The sequence below is a fragment of the Mucilaginibacter panaciglaebae genome (genome assembly GCF_039539265.1).
In the GTDB taxonomy this organism is placed as follows: Bacteria; Bacteroidota; Bacteroidia; order Sphingobacteriales; family Sphingobacteriaceae; genus Mucilaginibacter; species Mucilaginibacter panaciglaebae.
Genome location: NZ_BAABCV010000004.1, coordinates 18,868 through 38,315, shown reverse-complemented (window position 1 = coordinate 38,315; position 19,448 = coordinate 18,868). Strand labels below are relative to the sequence as shown.

General features: G+C 41.9%; 20 protein-coding genes. 7 read left to right on the top strand and 13 right to left on the bottom strand.

Annotation, left to right across the window (positions count from 1 at the left end; translation table 11 throughout):
- Positions 1-3: 3 nt before the first annotated feature.
- The 3 genes from ABD772_RS06215 to ABD772_RS06205 all read right to left on the bottom strand — a co-directional run bounded on the left by ABD772_RS06215 (position 4) and on the right by ABD772_RS06205 (position 3,397).
- Entirely contained in the window at positions 4-1,443 is a 1,440-nt protein-coding gene (locus ABD772_RS06215; RefSeq protein WP_345101856.1) for a TlpA family protein disulfide reductase, read from the bottom strand.
- 336 nt (positions 1,444-1,779) lie between these two features.
- Positions 1,780-2,869 (bottom strand): peptide chain release factor 2 gene (gene prfB / locus ABD772_RS06210; protein ID WP_345101854.1). Its coding sequence is split into 2 segments (ribosomal slippage): positions 1,780-2,808 and positions 2,810-2,869, totalling 1,089 coding nucleotides; the frame shifts between segments, so codons are not numbered across the junction.
- Positions 2,870-2,965: 96 nt separating this feature from the next.
- Positions 2,966-3,397, bottom strand: a complete 432-nt coding sequence (locus ABD772_RS06205; RefSeq protein ID WP_345101852.1) for a hypothetical protein — start codon at positions 3,395-3,397, stop codon at positions 2,966-2,968.
- A gap of 253 nt (positions 3,398-3,650) precedes the next feature.
- Between ABD772_RS06205 and pgi the strand changes: the two genes are divergently transcribed.
- Positions 3,651-5,297: a glucose-6-phosphate isomerase gene (pgi, locus tag ABD772_RS06200; RefSeq protein WP_345101850.1), complete on the top strand. Its 1,647-nt coding sequence runs from the start codon at positions 3,651-3,653 to the stop codon at positions 5,295-5,297.
- Positions 5,298-5,359: 62 nt separating this feature from the next.
- On the opposite strand, the gene ABD772_RS06195 is transcribed toward pgi, so the two are convergent.
- From ABD772_RS06195 to rpsF, 7 genes are all read right to left on the bottom strand, one after another.
- Positions 5,360-6,460: a glutaminyl-peptide cyclotransferase gene (locus ABD772_RS06195; RefSeq protein WP_345101848.1), complete on the bottom strand. Its 1,101-nt coding sequence runs from the start codon at positions 6,458-6,460 to the stop codon at positions 5,360-5,362.
- Positions 6,461-6,554: 94 nt separating this feature from the next.
- Complete coding sequence (locus ABD772_RS06190; protein WP_345101846.1) at positions 6,555-7,616, bottom strand: glutaminyl-peptide cyclotransferase; 1,062 nt, start codon at positions 7,614-7,616, stop codon at positions 6,555-6,557.
- Positions 7,613-7,987, bottom strand: coding sequence for a YraN family protein (locus ABD772_RS06185; protein WP_345101844.1), 375 nt, complete (start codon positions 7,985-7,987; stop codon positions 7,613-7,615). Before ABD772_RS06185 ends, ABD772_RS06190 begins: the two co-directional genes overlap by 4 nt.
- A 3-nt stretch (positions 7,988-7,990) precedes the next feature.
- Positions 7,991-9,913 (bottom strand): DNA primase, encoded by a 1,923-nt coding sequence (gene dnaG, locus ABD772_RS06180; protein ID WP_345101842.1) that lies wholly within the window; start codon positions 9,911-9,913, stop codon positions 7,991-7,993.
- A 320-nt stretch (positions 9,914-10,233) separates the two neighbouring features.
- Positions 10,234-10,677, bottom strand: coding sequence for a 50S ribosomal protein L9 (rplI, locus tag ABD772_RS06175; protein ID WP_345101840.1), 444 nt, complete (start codon positions 10,675-10,677; stop codon positions 10,234-10,236).
- 19 nt (positions 10,678-10,696) lie between these two features.
- A complete protein-coding gene (gene rpsR, locus ABD772_RS06170) occupies positions 10,697-10,960 on the bottom strand; it encodes a 30S ribosomal protein S18 (RefSeq protein ID WP_095705209.1) in 264 nt (87 codons plus the stop codon).
- The gene (gene rpsF / locus ABD772_RS06165) at positions 10,960-11,325 is read right to left on the bottom strand and encodes a 30S ribosomal protein S6 (RefSeq protein ID WP_345101833.1); all 366 of its coding nucleotides are present in this window, start codon (positions 11,323-11,325) and stop codon (positions 10,960-10,962) included. The genes rpsR and rpsF overlap by 1 nt, the downstream gene beginning before the upstream one ends.
- Before the next feature lie 190 nt (positions 11,326-11,515).
- Here rpsF and ABD772_RS06160 point away from each other — a divergent pair, with 190 nt between their 5' ends.
- From ABD772_RS06160 to ABD772_RS06150, 3 genes are all read left to right on the top strand, one after another.
- Complete coding sequence (locus ABD772_RS06160; RefSeq protein WP_345101831.1) at positions 11,516-11,803, top strand: hypothetical protein; 288 nt, start codon at positions 11,516-11,518, stop codon at positions 11,801-11,803.
- A 128-nt stretch (positions 11,804-11,931) separates the two neighbouring features.
- Positions 11,932-13,752, top strand: a complete 1,821-nt coding sequence (locus tag ABD772_RS06155; protein ID WP_345101829.1) for a DNA polymerase III subunit gamma/tau — start codon at positions 11,932-11,934, stop codon at positions 13,750-13,752.
- A gap of 94 nt (positions 13,753-13,846) precedes the next feature.
- On the top strand, positions 13,847-14,404 hold the full coding sequence (locus ABD772_RS06150; protein ID WP_345101827.1) for a hypothetical protein: 558 nt from the start codon (positions 13,847-13,849) through the stop codon (positions 14,402-14,404).
- A 35-nt stretch (positions 14,405-14,439) separates the two neighbouring features.
- Here the strand turns inward: ABD772_RS06150 and ABD772_RS06145 are convergent, their stop codons facing one another.
- Both ABD772_RS06145 and ABD772_RS06140 read right to left on the bottom strand, forming a co-directional pair.
- Positions 14,440-14,868 carry a hypothetical protein gene (locus ABD772_RS06145; protein ID WP_345101825.1) on the bottom strand — a complete coding sequence of 143 codons (429 nt, stop codon included), beginning with the start codon at positions 14,866-14,868 and terminating at the stop codon, positions 14,440-14,442.
- A 69-nt stretch (positions 14,869-14,937) separates the two neighbouring features.
- Positions 14,938-15,645, bottom strand: coding sequence for a hypothetical protein (locus ABD772_RS06140; protein WP_345101823.1), 708 nt, complete (start codon positions 15,643-15,645; stop codon positions 14,938-14,940).
- Between the two features lie 216 nt (positions 15,646-15,861).
- On the opposite strand from ABD772_RS06140, the gene ABD772_RS06135 reads away from it, so the two are divergent.
- On the top strand, positions 15,862-17,091 hold the full coding sequence (locus ABD772_RS06135; protein WP_345101821.1) for an NADP-dependent isocitrate dehydrogenase: 1,230 nt from the start codon (positions 15,862-15,864) through the stop codon (positions 17,089-17,091).
- A 48-nt stretch (positions 17,092-17,139) separates the two neighbouring features.
- On the opposite strand, the gene ABD772_RS06130 is transcribed toward ABD772_RS06135, so the two are convergent.
- Positions 17,140-17,913 carry a hypothetical protein gene (locus ABD772_RS06130; RefSeq protein ID WP_345101819.1) on the bottom strand — a complete coding sequence of 258 codons (774 nt, stop codon included), beginning with the start codon at positions 17,911-17,913 and terminating at the stop codon, positions 17,140-17,142.
- Between the two features lie 66 nt (positions 17,914-17,979).
- On the opposite strand from ABD772_RS06130, the gene ABD772_RS06125 reads away from it, so the two are divergent.
- Complete coding sequence (locus ABD772_RS06125; RefSeq protein WP_345101817.1) at positions 17,980-18,963, top strand: type I phosphomannose isomerase catalytic subunit; 984 nt, start codon at positions 17,980-17,982, stop codon at positions 18,961-18,963.
- Positions 18,964-19,218: 255 nt separating this feature from the next.
- The gene (locus ABD772_RS06120) at positions 19,219-19,404 is read left to right on the top strand and encodes a hypothetical protein (RefSeq protein WP_345101815.1); all 186 of its coding nucleotides are present in this window, start codon (positions 19,219-19,221) and stop codon (positions 19,402-19,404) included.
- Positions 19,405-19,448 lie beyond the last annotated feature (44 nt).

Sequence of the window (19,448 nt, the reverse complement as noted above, 5' to 3'; positions counted from 1 at the left end):
GTATTAATTTTTTATAAGAGATTTGAGTTTATCGGCAAGCTCCTCGCCACGCAGATCGACAGCCACAATGATACCATCAGGGTTTATCAAATATGACGACGGGTAGCTGTATACATGATAGTTTTTAAACAAGGGGCTATTGGTGCCCATTACAATATTAGGCCACACCAGTTTACCATCATCTATCAAATTGCGGGTAACGGTTTCATCTCGCTCGTCAAGCACACCAATTACCTCAAATTTGCTGCGGTCATATTTTTGATAAACCTTTTTGATGTAAGGGAATTCAGCAATGCAGGGAGGGCAAAATGTGCCCCAGAAATCAACAAAAACATATTTGCCTTTCATCGCGGCTAACGAAACAGCCGATACATTTTTTACAGCAGTGTTGATATTTTCGCCCTTAATTTCGGGCGCCTTAAAACCAATTTGATTCGATATTATGTTTGGATTGCCCGCCGGCTTTGCCTTTACACTTTTAACAACCTGCTTCGTGATAACAGGCTGCGCAAAGTCTTTTACGTTGTCAACAGCCATAGTTATTTTATTGCCGTTGCGGTTAGCTTTAATTAAACCAAACTGGTCGTCACCCACCCGGGCATACTGGCCAATACTAAAGCGGCTGCCGTGGGCCGCACTGTTAAAGTTAGGTATATCAGGCATTACATAAACCGACTGCTGCCCGCTATTTACAGCGTTGGTACAAATAAAGTATGGCTCTCCTTTGTAGTTAAACCGGGCATATCTAAACTCAGGGAATATAAAACTTACTTCCTGCCTGCTGCTTTTGGCATATGAGTCGTACACGGGCAGTATTAAAATATTTTCTTGCCGCACCTGTTTGCCCTCCATATATTCGGTAAGTACAGGCACCGCCATTGATTCATCCTCAAAATTGCTTTGCGAACGGCTGGGTACGGCTCTTAAAACATCGTCGCCAAAGTCGCTGTTCTGGTTGGCATCCACTACATAAACCATCTCATTAAACTTGTTGTAACCTGTTAACACAGATATAGCACATTTAATGGGCGTTCTTGAAAGCGAGGCCGTGTCTTTTAAATGCCAGCGCTGCGTTTGTACCTGCCTTAAAAAAGATTCACGGGTGTATAAACCTTGGAGATAATTTTGCCAGATGAACTGATAATGATCAAGCATGTAGCAGTATTCTTTTACATCACGCAGGCCAGCAGGTTTATTTTTTAACTGCGGATATCCGGCTATTTCGTCACTATTAGCGTAAGAATCATAACTACCAATGCCAACACTGCTGTTTCCGGCAGGGCCCATACCATACACCTTTTGTAAATCGAAGGTTAGTGTTGCCTGTTGTTTTGATTTGATGGTTGGCGATTTAATTGTTTTTTCGGTTTGTCCCTTACCTGCATTGCAAAGCAGCAGTAAAATAGCAGTAAGGGCGATACAGTGTGATTTGGTGGTAGACATAAGGCTTGTTAGGTGCTTAAAGTTAACATATAATCCCAATATCCGATAGATCGATAGCATATTCAACCAGCACTGAGCAAATGACCACTATGGCCGAGAATCCGGCAAGTATAGTGTAAATTTTTTTCAGGACGGGTCAGGACGGGTCATGATCCAAAGTGATCCACCAAATTAAATTCAAGTTTACAAGAAACTGATTTAAAGTGGCTTACAAAAACAGGTTGATCCAACTGATTCAAAGTGACCCACACTCGCGTGGATCACTTAACCGGTTTGGCGCCCAACAATAAAGGCCATGTTGGTATCAACATGGCCTTTATTTCAATTAGCTGTTTGTTACTTACTGCCGCCAAATTCCATCAAATAGGCTTTCAGAAAATCATCCAGATCGCCGTCCAGCACTGCTGCGGCGTTTGATGTTTCGTAGTCGGTGCGTAGGTCTTTTACCAGTTTGTATGGGTGCAGTACGTAGTTGCGTATCTGCGAGCCCCATTCTATTTTCTTTTTGTTGCCCTCAATACGGTTTACCTCTTCCATTCGCTTGCGCATCTCGATCTCGTATAACTGCGATTTCAACAGGCGCATAGCGTTATCTTTATTCTGCAACTGCGAGCGCGACTCCTGGTTTTTAATAATAATGCCTGATGGCTTGTGATATAAACGCACCGCCGTTTCTACCTTGTTCACGTTTTGCCCACCGGCACCGCCCGAGCGGAAGGTTTCAAACTCCACGTCAGCCGGATTAATTTCAATCTCGATGGTATCATCTACCAAAGGATAAACATAAACGGAAGCAAATGAGGTGTGGCGTTTCGCGTTGGAATCGAACGGCGATATACGCACTAAACGGTGTACGCCGTTCTCGCCTTTCAGGTATCCATAAGCAAACTCGCCTTCAAATTGCAGGGTAACGGTTTTAACTCCGGCAACATCGCCCTCCTGAAAATCCTGCTCAGAAACTTTGTAGCCGTTCTTTTCGCCCCACATTACATACATGCGCATCAGCATACCGGCCCAGTCGCAGCTTTCAGTACCGCCGGCCCCTGCTGTGATCTGCAATACGGCATTCAGCTGATCTTCTTCGGCCGAAAGCATATTTTTGAACTCCAGGTCCTCAACAGCTTTTACAGCAAGGTTAAATTGTTCCTGCATTTCGGCCTCAGTAGCATCGCCACTCTGAAAAAATTCAAACAACACCCCTGTATCATCAATCACTGACGATACGCGCTGATACTCATCTGTCCAAACTTTCTTAGTTTTGATGGAAGCTAAAACCTTTTCGGCCTCTTTGGGATGGTCCCAAAAACTCGGGCCTACGGTTATTTCTTGTTCTTTTTGTAGTGCATCGAGCTTCTTGTCGATGTCAAAGATGCCTCCTCAGGGAAATTAATCTATCCCTTAAATCCTGGATCTGTTCTTTAGTCATGGTAGCAAATATAACAATAGCGATGAGTAAACCTTCCCCTAAATTAAAAAGCCTGTTTGCGGTAACAAACAGGCTCGTTATGGTATAGGCAGAAAGTTATGCTATAGCTAATTCGCTCAGTAAATTATTCATATCGTAGTTACCACTCAGTATTGAGAGCAGTTTACTCAATGTAAAATCGGTGTTTTGTCTACTTGATTGTCTCATGATCTCCTGCATAACGGGTGGAATCAGATCTTTAGCAATTAACTGAGCTGCCGCTGGCTCAACGCCATAGTAATTGTTTAATTTATTGGCAAACTTGTTTACCGCACTGTTAATAAGCGGATTGTTATAAATACCCGGATATTGAAAATACTTGATCATGTCTTTTAGCTTACCATTTTCCATTTGCCCCTTTAATACTTCGATAATGGAACTCGAGGCTTCATTAATTACCGCATCATGGTATTTTACAGGAATAATTGGATTGTTAACAACTGCCCTCCCGGCGTTATTTTTCACTAGCATAAAAAGTTTTTCAAACATGACAAATCATTTTTAAAGTTTGGTTAACAATTTGTTGATAGATGCCTTATTTCATTATCAACAACGCAAATATATTCATTAAAAATTTTTATAATAATATAAAAACTCTTAAAACATTATTAATATTACAATTAAATGAAATAAAAACAAAGCCAGACGGGATGGTGTTGAAATAACACCGGTGTCATTAGTTTAAAATTTAATATGCACCTTGATATTAAATTCTATTTTTGTTTTCAAAACACAACCAATTATGCTGCCAAACATTGACTTCACAACAACCCAATCGTACAAATATTTAGCCGATCATTATATCGACATTGTTTCGCAGAGCTTAAAGTCTCTGTTTGATGCTGACAATGAACGGTTTGATAAATTTTCAATACGCTTTGAGGAAATTTTACTGGATTATTCAAAAAACCGCATCACTGACGAAACTATAGCTTTATTAATACAATTGGCTAAAGAGTGTAGGCTAAATGATGCAATAAAAGCCATGTTTAGCGGCGAAGTAATTAACGCTACCGAAGGCCGCCCTGTATTACACGTTGCTTTGCGTAACCAAAGTAATACCCCAATTTTGGTTGACGGTAAAGACGTAATGCCCGATGTAAACCGCGTACTGAACCAAATGAAAGATTTTAGCGAGGCTATTATTTCAGGTTCATGGAAAGGTTATACCGGCAAAGCGATTACTGATGTTGTGAACATCGGCATTGGTGGCTCAGATTTAGGCCCGGTAATGGTTACTGAAGCGCTTAAGCACTACAAGAACCACCTGAATATGCACTTTGTATCGAACGTTGATGCTACGCATATTGTTGAAACCTTAAAAGGGCTGAATGCCGAGACCACGTTGTTCCTGATTGCATCAAAAACCTTTACTACCCAGGAAACCATGGCTAACGCCCACAGCGCGCGCGACTGGTTCATTAAAAGCGGTGGCAAGGACCAGGACGTGGCTAAACATTTTGCTGCGCTATCCACCAATACAGAGGGTGTTTCAAAATTTGGTATCGACACCAAAAACATGTTCGAGTTTTGGGATTGGGTTGGCGGGCGTTACTCGCTGTGGAGCGCCATCGGTTTATCTATTGCGCTTAGCGTTGGCTTTGATAACTTTACAGAGTTATTGGGCGGTGCGCATGCCATGGATAACCACTTTAAATCTGCCGAATTGAATGAAAACCTGCCTGCCATATTAGCTTTAGTAGGCATCTGGTACAATAATTTCTTCGACGCAGAAACCAATGCGATATTGCCATACGACCAATACATGCACCGTTTTGCGGCTTATTTTCAGCAAGGTGATATGGAAAGTAATGGCAAGCATGTAGACCGCAATGGTAAACATGTTGAGTATTCAACCGGGCCTATTATCTGGGGCGAGCCGGGTACTAATGGTCAGCATGCGTTTTACCAGTTGATACACCAGGGCACCAAGTTGATCCCTTGCGATTTCATTGCGCCGGCGCAGTCGCACAATCCCCTGGGCGAGCATCATGCTATGCTGCTTTCTAACTTCTTCGCCCAAACCGAAGCGTTGATGAATGGCAAAACTCATGAGGAAGTAGTTGCCGAACTACAGAAAGCCGGTAAATCGCCGGCAGAAATTGAAAAGCTGGCACCATTTAAAGAGTTTGAAGGTAATCGTCCTACTAACTCAATTCTGGTTAAAATGATCACTCCGCGTACCCTGGGCTCCTTAATAGCCATGTATGAGCATAAGATATTTGTTCAGGGCATTATATGGAATATTTACAGCTTTGACCAATGGGGAGTTGAGCTGGGTAAACAACTGGCCGGCAAAATACTGCCTGAACTGAAAAATAACGACGAGATCACTTCACACGATTCATCAACCAATGGATTGATCAATCAGTATAAAGCCTGGAGATAAGATTTCTCTGCACATTAAACAAGAAAGCCGCTTCATTAAAGCGGCTTTCTTGTTTTTAAATATTATTGTTGCGGGGCCGGCTCGGGCGCCGCAATCCCTTCGGGCAGGTGTTTGGCAACTTTAATCTCAAATAGCCATGACCAGTGTCTGCCTGTAACAAATAAGCGCTTGCCCTGGGCATCATAAGCTATGCCATTGATCACGTTGTCCTCGTTATTGAATTTTTTAGGTCGTTCTTTAAACGGCCAGATATTCATCATATTAATAGCCTGATTTACGCCACCATTCAGGTCAATGATAACAATGGTGTCAAAACCGTAAACATTGGCATAAATTTTTCCGTCAACGTATTCCAGTTCATTGATCAGACTTACCGGAGATTCATTGTCATAAACATCTATAAAACCCGCTGGTTTATAAGTATTCTTGTCTATTGTCCAAATACGATTACGGCCGTCATCAAAATAGATCTTTTTGCCATCATTAGTAGCGCCCCCGGCGGTAATACCAACACTACGGGTAAACTGCCCCATTGGCTTTAGTGTATTTTTATCAAACTCATAACCTACACGGTCTTTATCGACAAACACAATTACTTTGTCGCCTACTATGGTGTTTCCCCTGGCGGCATGGCTGCCGGAAAGCACCTGACGGATTAACACTTTACCGGTTTTTAAATCTACTTTTCTGATCTCGGCATGTGCAGTATCGCCAACGCTCTCATATAAAAAGCCGTTGTCATAACTTAAACCATGCGTATCGGCCGAAGTGTCATGAGGAAATTTGTTAACTACATTGTAGGTTAAGCGTTCAGGCATTTGGGCAGGCACCTTAAAAAACGTTGTCATTCCCAAATGCACCTCGCCGTCTTTCCAAACTTTAGCCATAATGGTACGCAAGCCCATGCGCATTGTATCAACCCTAATAGACATGACCGATGAATCTTCTTTAGATCCTATCCGGACAGAATCCATATAATACACAACAGAGTCAGGGCTGAATGATGCCGGGTAATGAACCATAGCTTGAACGGGCTTGTTATCAGCCACACCCAAACCTGCATTTGGTGTCATCGTGATGGCTATAGCACCATTGTCCGACTTGCTTTTACAGGCTGCAAAAAGTGCCCCAGCAGCAATTAACAATAAATATTTATTCTTCATAATTAAGAGGCGAATGTCAAAGCATTCGTCAAGAGGTTTTATAATTTGGTTATTGTTTATTCAGGCAAATATAACAACCTGAGGTATTAACAGCTTATTTCTTAACTAAACTAATTTGATAAATATGCGGCCATTTTTTACCGGTAACCAACAGGCGTTTGCCCTTCTCGTCCCAGGCTATTCCGTTTAGTACATTGTTGGTATTATCATATCCTGAAGGGCGATGCGACTCCGGCCAAAGGTTTGACATATCGACCTTTTGCAAAACGGCTCCGGTTTTAGGGTCGATGACCAAGATCATATCATAAGTATAAACATTGGCATATATTTTACCATTGATGTATTCCATTTCATTAAGCGAGTCTATAGGCCCCTTATTGTCATATACGTCAATATGGCCGATTTGCTGATAAGTTTCTTTATCCAGGAACCATATACGGTTCGTACTGTCGTCCATATACAGCTTTTTACCGTCGTTCGTCATACCCCAACCTTCAATACCTACATTATTGTTAAACGTATTTAAAACTTTCAGCGTCGACTTATCAAATACGTAACCTATCCTATCTTTCCAGGTAAGCATCACTATTCTATTGCCTACAATAGCACTGCCCTCGCCAAAATATTTAGGATCAATTTTTTGTTTTTGAAGTACTTTGCCAGTTACCAGGTCAAATTTCTCTATTGCTGACAATCCTTGAGTACCTGTACTTTCATAGATATAACCATCCTGATATAAAAAACCTTCAGTATAGGCGCTGGTATCGTGCGGAAACACTTTTTCTACCTTATAAGTAAATTCTTCCGGAGCCCTGGCAGCTAGTAAAACTATGTTTGTTGCTATATCCTGACTCTTGCCGCCATCAAAAACCCTGGCCGTAATGGTTCTTGGCCCCAGCGGTAAAGTATCGGTTTTTAATATTATGGCTGATGTGTCTTTTTTCGAAGCCAACTTAACCGAATCTAATAAATAAACAACCGAGTCCATCTTAGCTGACCCTAATTTTAAGTTAACGTTCACAGCATCGCCAGATTTATAAGTTGTGCCTGACTCAGGACTTAAAGAAATATCATTAGCGGTATTATCAGAACTTTTACAACTGAATATCAGTATTGAAAGCGCGGCGGCAATAAAAAGCTTCGATTGGTTCTTCATAAGTTATCGGGTTGAGGCCAAAACGCGTCCTCAATATGATTTAGTGTATAATCTGTATCGTTATTAAATAAAATGGCAATGATGTCAAATCGCACTTCGCCTTCGTGGCTTTTTAAATAGATGTATTCGTCGGCAGCGGTGGCCAAAAGCTTTTGCTTGCGGATATCTACAAAATCCTCGGGCTCGCCAAAGCCATTGCCCGTGCGGGTTTTCACCTCGGCAAATATAATAACCTTGTTCTTATAAGCAATTAAATCAACCTCAGCTTTGCCGTGTGTCCAGTTTAAGTCAAGTATCTCGTAACCTGCCGTTTCAAGGTGTGCTTTTGCCAGGCTTTCACCGCGCCGGCCAAGGTCGTTGTGAAGGGCCATTGATTATTTAATGATTACCGAACCTAAATAGTCTGATATGGTTTTTTCTACCTTTTTCATCCGCATATATTGAGTAAGCAGAATATCCTGATCTTCCGGCGACTCCGTCTTAGCCAGTTCATTGCGCAGGTCTTCGAGCATCTTACCAACCTTGTGTTTTTTTAGGTGGAATATGGCGCCAAGAATGGTGGCTTTCATGTTATCCTGCTCATCACTCACTAAAATCTTATGCATTTCATACCAGTTCTCGCTCAGCGTGTACTTAGTTGCTAAAAGCGTAACTACAAGGTCAACTATTTCTTTGTCGGGGTGGTGGATAAAATGCTGATCTTCTGGCAGCACACCATTCTCCACTTCTTTACTATAAAGTTGCACAAATGTTTTGCTAACGGGATGCTCAAACTCCACATCATTCAATTCGGCAATCATAAACGGACCGATATAAGTATTGGCGATGCCATCCCAGTCAATCATCTTATTGCCGTAGAGCAGCAGAAGGCGGACAATCTCTTTCTCCTGCGAGAAAGTCTCTGCATGTTCTTGTGGTATATCTTCGGCTACCGGATAATCCTCAACCAGCGTGATCATCCTATCGTTTGGCTGTTGACTATCCCTTTTAGCTTTAGCCTGGCGCATTTTGTTAAGCTCAGACAACAAGGCCCGCTCATCAATCTGCAATAAATTACTACACTCTTTAATAAACACCGATGCCTTTATCGAATCAGGAATTTTGGCAATACTTTCGACAATATCACGTATTACCTCTGACTTCTTAATTGGGTCGTTACCTGCTTCTTTTAGCAGCAGGTCGGTTTTAAAAAGGATGAAATCTTTTTTGTGATCGTCAATATGCTTTTTGAAACCGGCGGTACCAACCAGGCGCACGTACGAGTCAGGGTCGTGTCCGTCGGGAAACAGGACAACCTTTACGTTAAGTCCCTCTTCTAAAATTAAATCTAATCCACGCAATGCGGCTTTAATACCCGCGGCATCGCCATCGTACAAAATAGTGACGTTTTTGGTAAGGCGGCCGATCAATCGGATCTGTTCGACCGTCAAGGAGGTACCCGACGATGCGACTACGTTTTCAATACCTGCCTGGTGTACTGAAATTACATCAGCATAACCTTCAACCAGGTAGCAGTTATCCTCATCCCTGATAGCTTTTTTCGCAAAGTACAGTCCGTAGAGTACGTTTGATTTATGATAGATCTCCGACTCGGGCGAGTTAACATATTTGGGTACGTTCTTATCGCTTTTCAGTGTGCGGCCGCCAAAGGCAATCACCCTACCTGTAAAGCTGTGTATCGGGAACATTACCCGCCCGCGGTAGCGGTCATATAATGAACCATTCTCACGTTTAACCGAGAGGCCGCTATCTGTCAGAAATTCTTCAAGGTAACCTTCTTTAAGTGCTTTGCTGCTGAATGCTTCCCATTGGTCGGGCGAATAGCCTAACTCAAACTTTTTGATGGTTTCTGTAGTGAAGCCGCGCTCTTTAAAATAGCTCAAACCAATAGACTGGCCTTCGTCGGTGTCCAGCAGGCTTTCATGGAAAAATTTAGCGGCAAAAGCCGACACGATCATTAAGCTTTCGCGGCGGTTCTCCTCTTCTTTGTTCTCGGCTGTCTCAACAGTTTCTTCAACCTCTATACCGTATTTTTTTGCCAGCCACTTTAGCGCCTCAGGATAAGTAAATTTTTCAAGCTCCATTAAAAAGGTAACGGCGCTACCGCCTTTGCCCGATGAGAAATCTTTAAAAATACCTTTAGCGGGCGACACTGTAAACGACGGTGTACGCTCATTAGCAAACGGCGACAGGCCTACATAATTAGCCCCACGCTTTTTTAACTGCACAAAATCGCCTATCACTTCCACAATATCTGTGGCCTCCATTATACGGTCGATAGTTGATTTGAGTATCATGCGTTAAAATGCAAATGTAGGGCAATTATTGGTTGCCTCCCCTATCTAAGGGTTGTCAAAATACGAATTATTTGTGGGTAAGTGGTTTAAAATTTTTGGAGGATATTGCGGCACTTCCTTTTGTAATTGCACACATCAAATAGTATTCTCCTTTTGAGCGGGACGATACTTAAACTAGGGACAACAATTCATATTTGCAGAGATTGTCAGGCCCGTTCCTCGCTCACAATGACGGTCGGAGAGGCGCATCGATATTAAAAAAAAAGCTGCCCCAAATCGGGACAGCTTTTATATCAGCAAGATCTGAAAACAGATCTTAATTATTCTGCTACTACAGTAAACGGAACGTTTACTTTCACTTCTTTGTGCAGGTTCACAATTGCGGTGTAATCACCAACAAATTTAGGCTCCTGATCAAAACTGATACGACGACGATCAACGTCAAAACCTTCTTTTTTCAATGCGTCAGCCACTTGAATAGTGTTGATAGCACCAAAGATTTTACCGGTTTCGCCGGCTTTAGCACCGATAGTCAGTTTAACACCTTCTAAACGTGCGGCAATAGCGTCAGCATCTTTGCGTATTTTTTCTTGTTTAAATGCAGCTTGTTTTAGGTTTTCGGCTAAAACTTTGCGTGCAGATTCAGTAGCTAATACAGCGTAACCTTTCGGGAAAAGATAGTTACGGCCATATCCTGGCTTCACGGTTATGATATCATCCTTGTCGCCCAGGTTTTTTATGTCTTGTTTTAAAATAACTTCCATTGTCTTTTACCTCCGCTGATTATTTTAATGAGTCTGTAACATAAGGTAATAAACCAATGTGGCGTGCGCGTTTAACGGCTTGAGCCACTTTACGCTGAAACTTCAATGAAGTACCGGTTAAACGGCGCGGTAATACTTTACCCTGGTCGTTAACAAATTTCAACAAAAAGTTAGCGTCTTTGTAATCAATATACTTGATACCGTTCTTTTTAAAACGGCAGTATTTTTTACGGTTGTCCTCTACTTTAGGGGCGGTTACGTATTTAATTTGATCATTTGCCATTAGTTTGCCTCCTCCGCTTTAGCTGCAGGTTTCTTGTTAAAAGCACCACTGCGTTTTTTCTCATTGTAAGCTATGGCATGTTTGTCCAAAGCAATTGTCAGGAAACGCAAAACACGCTCATCGCGTCTTAACTCGACTTCCAATTTGTTAATTAATTCACCTGGAGCCTTAAATTCAGTTAAGTGATAGTACCCTGTAGTTTTCTTTTGAATTGGGTACGCTAATTTTCTCAAACCCCAATTATCCTCCTGGACAATTTCGGCTCCGCCGTCAGTAAGAATTTTGCTGTATTTGGCAATTGCCTCTTTAGCCGTTTCTTCTGACAACAACGGGGTTAGAACGATCACGATTTCGTACTGTTGCATTGTTATACTTTGATTTTTAAATATTTATCCCGACAAATCGGGGCTGCAAATGTAGGTATAAGTTTATATTAATGCAAGCATATTTAATATAATATTAAGTTAACTATCAGGCTACATAACATGTTTAATTTTAAAACATAAGGTCAGGTTAAATTGTCTATTATACGCTACTAAATTAAACATTACCGACATGGAATTTGATTATATTGAAAGCCAAGCATCTGTCAATCACAACACTTTTAGATATGACACTATTTATTTCCAGCATCCGGATGAAGATGATGCTACCGGGGACGATTGGGAAGAAGAAGGCGATGAAGATTTTGACGACGAGGAATTTGACGACGAGGCCGAAGACGTTGACGACCTTCATGAAATACGCGTAGATGATGACCTGAACGAACCGGACGAAGACGATGAATACGACATCACCAATCCTGACCCGGAGGACGATCATTTACCGGAAGAGGAAGAGTAATTCTATTTATTGTTATAGCATAAGGATGACATCTCCGTCCTTTGCTTTCTGGCGCAACTCTGTCAGCATTTTTCAACAATCCGCTCGCGCCCTTTTAGGTGCCGCAATTTCTTGCTACCTTAGTAGCTGTGGATAATTTCATTGTTTCGGCACGTAAATACCGCCCGGTTACTTTCGAAACCGTTGTCGGTCAGCAACATATTACAAACACCCTAAAAAACGCCATCAAAAATAACCAGCTGGCGCAGGCGTTTTTGTTCTGTGGCCCGCGTGGTGTAGGTAAAACTACCTGTGCGCGTATCCTTGCCAAAACCATCAATTGCGAAAACTTACAGCCCAATGGTGAGGCCTGCGGCACCTGCCCAAGCTGCCTTTCATTTCAAAATGGCAACTCATTTAATATACATGAGCTGGATGCGGCATCCAATAACTCGGTCGACGACATAAGAAGCCTGATTGAGCAGGTACGCATACCGCCACAGGGTGCGCGTTACAAAGTGTATATCATTGATGAGGTGCACATGTTGTCGCAAGCGGCGTTTAACGCCTTTTTGAAAACACTTGAAGAGCCGCCTCATTACGCCATATTTATATTGGCTACCACCGAGAAGCACAAAATACTGCCTACCATCCTGTCGCGCTGCCAGATATTTGATTTTAACCGTATCCGTGTAGAGGATATGGCCAATCACCTGGCATCAATCGCAAAAAAAGAGGACATCAAGTATGAAGACGACGGTTTGCACATCATCGCTCAAAAAGCTGATGGTGGCTTACGTGATGCACTGTCAATGTTCGACCAAATTGTTAGTTTCTCGGGTGCCGATGTTACCTATCGCGCAGCCATTGATAACCTGAACATTCTTGACTACGACTACTATTTTAACATCACCGAAAGCCTGCTGACCGAAAACACAGCCAAAACGCTATTATATTTTGATGAGATCTTATCCAAAGGTTTTGACGGTGCACACTTTATCTCCGGATTGTCAGAGCATTTCCGAAACCTGCTGGTTACCAAAGATACCGCAACGGTAAAACTACTGGAAGTAAGCGAAGGTATTAAAGCCAAGTATTTACAGCAGTCGCAGGCAGCAAGTGTGTCGTTCCTGATATCGGCATTGAACATAGCTAACCAGTGCGACCTGAATTATAAGCTGAGCAAAAACCAGCGATTGCAGGTGGAACTGGCGCTTTTGAAAATGTGCCATTTGCCGTCGGTGTTTAACCTGGCAACGGCCCCCCAAACTGCAATGTCCGATACCGGGCAATTAAAAAAAAAACCTGATACCCCAACAGTAGCGGCGCCTCAAACGGCGGCAGCTCCGGGTAACAATATAGCTATGGTGGCCGATTTACCGGCAGCCTATACTCCTGCCCCAAAGACAGAACAGCCAAAAGCACCTGTTGCAGCCCCCCTACACCCCACGGCTGCTCCGGTGGCCGAAGACCGTCCTAAACCGGCATTTATACCAAACGCCGGCGCAACTGCATCTGTCAAAATACCATCGTTAAAAGATATCGGCAACGTAGCTGAAGCGGCTGTTGATGAGGAGGATCCTTATGAAAAAGGCGAGGCTAAGGACGATTTTAGCTTCGACGATTTCTTGAAACACTGGAACATCTTTGCTGCAAATATAAAAGCCGAAGGCAAAATGAATCTCTTTACCGTTTTTTCTTCTGAAGCGCCAAAAATGCTTAAACCGTATGTTTTTGAGGTGGTTGTGGAGAACAAAATGTTAGATCAGTCTTTCCGCGATGAAAAGCCGCAACTGATGAACTATCTACGGAAGGCTTTGAACAATTACGACATAGAAGTGAATACCCGCGTTGACGAGCAGGTGCGCGTAAAGCGCCCTTATACCAGCCTCGAAAAATATCAGTATATGGCTACTAAAAACCCGAAACTGGCTGAGCTTCGCCAGCGCTTCAATCTGGATTTTGATTAGACTTGAAACTCACATTTCTGAGTAATAAGGCAACCAATAAACAGTTTTATACGTTTATAAGTAATTACATTTAAAAACTCTTATAAGCGCTGGTATGAAACACAGGTATCTACTTTTTATAGCGATACTATACTGCTGCATCATAGCTGCATGTAAACTCGATCCGCCGATATTACCGGGCGATAAAGATTACATAGCTAACGCAGATAACACGCTTCCCGGATCAAGAGACACCACCCGAAACACTGACACCGCCAAAAAAGATCGTCCGCCTATTACAGGCTTCTGGTTTTGTAAAAGCAATACCGCCGAAATTTACAGCCAGCTTGGGGTATTGCAAAGTAGTGCCGCTGCAGATCCATTTTATTATTCGATCACTTTCGACTCGTTGAAGAATGTCGCTGCCTTTAAATTAACCCCTTCTGAACACCCTGAACCTAACAATTATAACTATACGGTGACTAAAGATGCCGGTAAGACTTATATTACGTTTGATGAGGATCCGTTTTTCAGGGATGCAAATACGCCGGTTGAAATTTTAAATGAAACAGCGGTGTCCATGATCTGGCTCATTGTTGATCACCGGTTACATGATTCGGCTAACGGAAAAACCTATACTGCCAGCCGGCTCGAACTGGTAAAGATAAAGTGACAAAGGAGGCTGATATCGCTATCAGCCTCTTCTTATTAACGCCTGATGTCGTCAGGCAAATCGTTTTTTGGATAACCTTCTTCATCAAGATCATCGCGGTCATCTTCAGGAGTATGGGCCAGATCTTCGTCAATCGGGTCAACGTTTACAATATCGCCGTCATCCAAATGCATACCTAACTGATCGACATCTGTTTCTAATGATTCATTAGGGATATATTCATCCACTGCATCAAATGGGTTAGCTTCATCATAAGTTGAATCAAAGTCGTCACCGACTTTTGGGGCCGTGTTGTATGGATCTGGATGGTCATAGTCCGGGTCATCGCTGGGTACATCTATTTCGTAACTATTACTCTCCTCGTTAAAACGCAATTGCTCTTTGTCAATGGTTTCACCCAAATCGTCTTTCAGGGTTCTATCCCTGTCGGCGTCGTCATTGTTAAATGGATCGTTCTTGTTCATAGGTTTATTGCTTTAAAATTATTTATAGAAAAAACCCTGCCAAAAAACTAATCAACCACAAAATTGCGGTTAATTAGAGATTTGTTTTCGATATGTAGCTACGCCACCAACGGCAAACTTAAACCCTATAGATAGCTGATCGTACGAATCCTTTTGTTTACCGGCTGTAAAACCGTCCAATCCGTCCCCTAAAATAAAATTGTACTGGTAACCCAGGTCTATTTTAAAACCGGGTTCGCCATATTTATTATAAAACTTAAATTCATATCCTATACGGGCCGGTATTACTAATTGATTGGAGTTATTCTCGCCGGCTGTATAGAATCCCGGAACTTTTACGGATGCACGATTAATTTCAGTAATGTGATTGATCATAAAACCAATACCCGATGAAACATACAAATTTTTAAATGCGCTGGCCATCCCCCCTTGCGAGTAATCAATTATTTCGCCAAACTGCAGTTGCCCTCTCATCATTACCGCATTAAAATTATTAGTAAACTGCCTGCCAGAGGTGGTAAGTACAGAATCGCCTCCACGTAAAGTGCCGGTTTGCACCTCTATAATGTAATTAACAAACGGACTCACATTGTAATTAAACGTTAAACGCCCCGAGCGGGTGTTGGTTATATTTTGTGCGTCAGTATAGGGTTTGTTAAAATCCAGGCCCAGGCCGAGGTCATATTGCGCATAATCATATCCGGTTTGTGCCTTAACCATATTGGCAGCCAATACAACAATCACCAGCAAAAAAAATCTTTTGAAATAGTTATTCATCAAATATCCGGGGGCTATAATTTATAATCTACAAAGCCCGCTGTCAGGTTTATACTTATTAGCGGCTTATTCATTGGTTAAATTTATCAGGATTGGCGACAAAAACCATATCCGCTTCTAAATTATTTAAAATTAACCACTATTTTACAATGCCATGCAATTATTGATACACTGTATTTTATATCTTTGGTGCCACTAAAAAAACAAATACCTGGTATGTCAAAAATTAAAGTAAATAATCCGGTAGTCGAACTGGATGGCGACGAAATGACCCGCATTATCTGGAAGTTTATTAAAGACAAACTGATAGTGCCGTACCTGGATCTTGATATAAAATATTATGATCTTGGTTTAGAGTATCGTGATGAAACCAATGACCAAGTAACCGTTGATGCCGCTAACGCCATTAAACAATATGGTGTAGGTATTAAATGCGCTACCATTACTCCTGACGAGGCTCGTGTTAAAGAGTTTAATCTGAAACAAATGTGGAAATCGCCAAACGGCACCATTCGTAATATTCTGGATGGTACGGTTTTTCGCGAACCAATTGTGATGAGCAATGTGCCACGCCTGGTACCCAACTGGACTGCTCCTATCTGCATCGGCCGTCATGCTTATGGCGACCAATACCGCGCTACCGACTTTTTGACCAAAGGCAAAGGTAAATTAACCGTAACCTTTACCCCTGAAGATGGCGGCGAAGTACAGTCATACGAAGTATTTAACTTTAAAGGTGATGGTGTCGCGTTGACCATGTATAACACCGATGAGTCTATCCGCGGTTTTGCCCATGCTTGCTTTAACCAGGCAATCATGAAGGGCTGGCCGCTATACCTATCTACAAAAAATACTATCCTTAAAAAATACGACGGCCGCTTCAAAGATATCTTTGAAGAGATCTACCAAAACGATTACAAAGCTAAATTTGACGAGCTGGGCATCGTTTACGAACACCGCCTGATTGACGACATGGTGGCCTCTGCGTTGAAATGGAATGGCAACTTTGTTTGGGCTTGTAAAAATTATGACGGCGACGTACAGTCTGACACAGTAGCGCAAGGTTTTGGTTCATTAGGTTTAATGACGTCTACCCTGGTTACTCCGGATGGCACCGTTATGGAAGCCGAAGCTGCGCACGGTACGGTAACCCGTCACTACCGCGAGCATCAGGCTGGACGCCCTACCTCAACTAACCCTATTGCCTCTATTTTTGCCTGGACCCGTGGTTTAGAGTTCCGTGGTAAACTGGATGACAACCAGGAGTTAATTGACTTTTGCCATACTTTAGAGCGGGTTTGTATTGAAACGGTTGAAAGCGGCAAAATGACCAAAGACTTAGCCATTACCATCAAGCCGAAAGTGGAGCACGGTACAGATTACCTGTATACTGAAGAGTTTTTGGAAGCTATTGACGAGAATTTGAGAATTAAGTTGGGTAAGTAATTTATATCCACTTCAAATAAAAAAAGCCGGTTGTTGAAGCCGGCTTTTCTATTTTTTCATATGTGATGCTATTAACATCAATATTAAGAAAGTTCCTGTATAGGCAACCGTTTCTGTAGTAGATACAGCCGAATGTGCCTTTGGTCGTGGCACACTATCAATATCGTAATTTGAAAACACCATTTTATCCTGGTTTTGAAACAACTCAGCGTAGCTGTGCGGTTCACTAATTTCAGGCTCTTTTGTTAAATTTCTTACGATAAAATCTGATATAATCTTATTTGATAGCTTAAAAACCGGGTGCGTTACATCAATTGTAGACGATATAGCCGCAACGGTATCTATCTTGTCAAGCAATAGAAAGGTATTATTTCTCTTTGCGTAAATCGCTGCTTGCAAAATAAAAAAGCCGGTTTCACGCCATGTTGTATGGCGCTCGGCATAGGTGATTCTTTCTAACCTAAATAAAAGTTCTCCGGATTTCGCATTTTGGTCTGCCGAGTAAGCCAAAATATTTTGAAACTGTATACCTAGAGGAGTCTTTGTTGCTACGCAGGCATCTCTGTTAAAAACTCCCGTTTCAACTAAGCCCAAGTTTTTTGTGGTAGCCCGAGCATCTAATAAAGTTATATTATTATATAAGCAGTTTTGTACTTTAACCTTTGAAGGTTGAAAATCGATCAATATCGTGTGTTGTGCATCTGCGCTGCTACAACTAATGAGTCCTATGACAAAGATTGTAATTGTTTTATAGAGAAATGGCATCGTGATTAAAATAACACTTTTTTGTTTAGGTTCAATATTTGTTACCTCAAAAGTCATTAAATTAAATCTGCATTTCAGGTTTCATATTTAACTGATACCTTTGTCAGTAAATTTATAGCAATCATGTCTAAAACATTATATCCGTTAAAATTCAAAACCATATTTAAAGACAAGATCTGGGGTGGACAAAAAATCCGCACCTATCTGCATAAAGATTTTGGCAACTTGCCTAACTGCGGCGAGACCTGGGAAATTTCGGGTGTTAAGTCTGACGTTTCTATCGTTCACGGCGGCGCACTTGACGGCGAATCATTAGCCGACCTGCTTGAGCAATATGGGGCCGATTTGGTAGGCGAAAAAGTTTACAAACACTTTGGCAATATATTCCCATTACTGGTAAAGTTTATCGATGCTAACGAGGACCTTTCTATCCAGGTACACCCTAATGATGAGCTGGCTAAAAAACGCCACAACTCTTTCGGTAAAACCGAGATGTGGTATATCATTGAGTCTGACCCGGGTTCGACCCTGATAGCCGGTTTTAATCAGGAAATGGATGAGCAGAAGTACCTGGAGAAATTTAACAGTGGCCACCTGATGGACGTGCTTAACCGCGAAACCGCTAACGAAGGCGACGTGTTCTTTTTGCCGGCCGGCCGTGTGCATACCATCGGTGCAGGCTTGCTATTGGCCGAAATTCAGCAAACATCAGACATCACTTACCGTATCTATGATTTTGATCGCGTTGATGCCAACGGCCACAAGCGCGAACTGCATACCCAGGAAGCGCTGGCTGCTATCGACTATAAATACTACGGCAACTATAAAACTCAATATAATCCCGAAAAAGACGAGACCGTTCAACTGGTTAGCTGCCCATACTTTACAACCAGCGTATTAGACGCTACCCACAGCACAGGTAAAGACTACAGCAACCTGGATTCATTTGTAATCCAGGTTTGCCTGGCAGGTGCTTACACCATCAAATACAATGGCGAAAGTTACCCGGTTAAAATGGGCGAGTGTATCCTGTTGCCAAAAACTATTGATAACATTGAATTAGAAACCGAAGGCGGTTTCAAAATATTGGAAAGCTTTATTGCGTAATTGTTTTTAAGCTTCATTGGAAAGCGCTGTACTTTGTACAGCGCTTTTTTTGTCTCTCTCTCTGTCATTCTAAGGCTCTCGAAGAACTATTCTCTTAACAAAGTGAAAAATCCGCAAATTCTGCTAATCGCTCGGCAGATTCTTCGTTTCACTCAGAATGAATGGTCTTTGGAGACATCAAAATATTTAAAGTTAAATTATTAGATAATTACCCAAACATTTCTATTTTTGTAGCAATAAAAAAAGATAAGTACTATGAACTCAATGCAAGAAGCAAATTCAGAACGTCATTACATATTATTAGTTATTGCTATAGTTATTGGTTTGGTAGGCGTTTATTTGCGCTTTGCTGATTTCAGACATGCTTCTGCCGTAGCCAACGTTATCATGGCAATTGGTGCCGGTGTTGCGCTGAAAGCGGTATTTAATATCATCGACTAAAATTTATTTTATACATAATAAAAAAGCGTCCGGCAGGTAATCTG

Excerpts from the sequence above, each read along its gene's own strand:
- ABD772_RS06190 (WP_345101846.1), bottom strand. The coding sequence starts at position 7,616 with ATGAAGAACCAATCGAAGCTTTTTATTGCCGCCGCGCTTTCAATACTG.
- pgi (WP_345101850.1), top strand. The coding sequence starts at position 3,651 with ATGCTGCCAAACATTGACTTCACAACAACCCAATCGTACAAATATTTA.
- ABD772_RS06135 (WP_345101821.1), top strand. The coding sequence starts at position 15,862 with ATGTCAAAAATTAAAGTAAATAATCCGGTAGTCGAACTGGATGGCGAC.
- ABD772_RS06145 (WP_345101825.1), bottom strand. The coding sequence starts at position 14,868 with ATGAACAAGAACGATCCATTTAACAATGACGACGCCGACAGGGATAGA.
- ABD772_RS06160 (WP_345101831.1), top strand. The coding sequence starts at position 11,516 with ATGGAATTTGATTATATTGAAAGCCAAGCATCTGTCAATCACAACACT.
- rpsF (WP_345101833.1), bottom strand. The coding sequence starts at position 11,325 with ATGCAACAGTACGAAATCGTGATCGTTCTAACCCCGTTGTTGTCAGAA.
- ABD772_RS06125 (WP_345101817.1), top strand. The coding sequence starts at position 17,980 with ATGTCTAAAACATTATATCCGTTAAAATTCAAAACCATATTTAAAGAC.
- ABD772_RS06185 (WP_345101844.1), bottom strand. The coding sequence starts at position 7,987 with ATGGCCCTTCACAACGACCTTGGCCGGCGCGGTGAAAGCCTGGCAAAA.
- ABD772_RS06130 (WP_345101819.1), bottom strand. The coding sequence starts at position 17,913 with ATGACTTTTGAGGTAACAAATATTGAACCTAAACAAAAAAGTGTTATT.
- ABD772_RS06120 (WP_345101815.1), top strand. The coding sequence starts at position 19,219 with ATGAACTCAATGCAAGAAGCAAATTCAGAACGTCATTACATATTATTA.
- ABD772_RS06215 (WP_345101856.1), bottom strand. The coding sequence starts at position 1,443 with ATGTCTACCACCAAATCACACTGTATCGCCCTTACTGCTATTTTACTG.
- rplI (WP_345101840.1), bottom strand. The coding sequence starts at position 10,677 with ATGGAAGTTATTTTAAAACAAGACATAAAAAACCTGGGCGACAAGGAT.
- ABD772_RS06140 (WP_345101823.1), bottom strand. The coding sequence starts at position 15,645 with ATGAATAACTATTTCAAAAGATTTTTTTTGCTGGTGATTGTTGTATTG.
- ABD772_RS06205 (WP_345101852.1), bottom strand. The coding sequence starts at position 3,397 with ATGTTTGAAAAACTTTTTATGCTAGTGAAAAATAACGCCGGGAGGGCA.
- ABD772_RS06150 (WP_345101827.1), top strand. The coding sequence starts at position 13,847 with ATGAAACACAGGTATCTACTTTTTATAGCGATACTATACTGCTGCATC.
- ABD772_RS06195 (WP_345101848.1), bottom strand. The coding sequence starts at position 6,460 with ATGAAGAATAAATATTTATTGTTAATTGCTGCTGGGGCACTTTTTGCA.
- rpsR (WP_095705209.1), bottom strand. The coding sequence starts at position 10,960 with ATGGCAAATGATCAAATTAAATACGTAACCGCCCCTAAAGTAGAGGAC.
- dnaG (WP_345101842.1), bottom strand. The coding sequence starts at position 9,913 with ATGATACTCAAATCAACTATCGACCGTATAATGGAGGCCACAGATATT.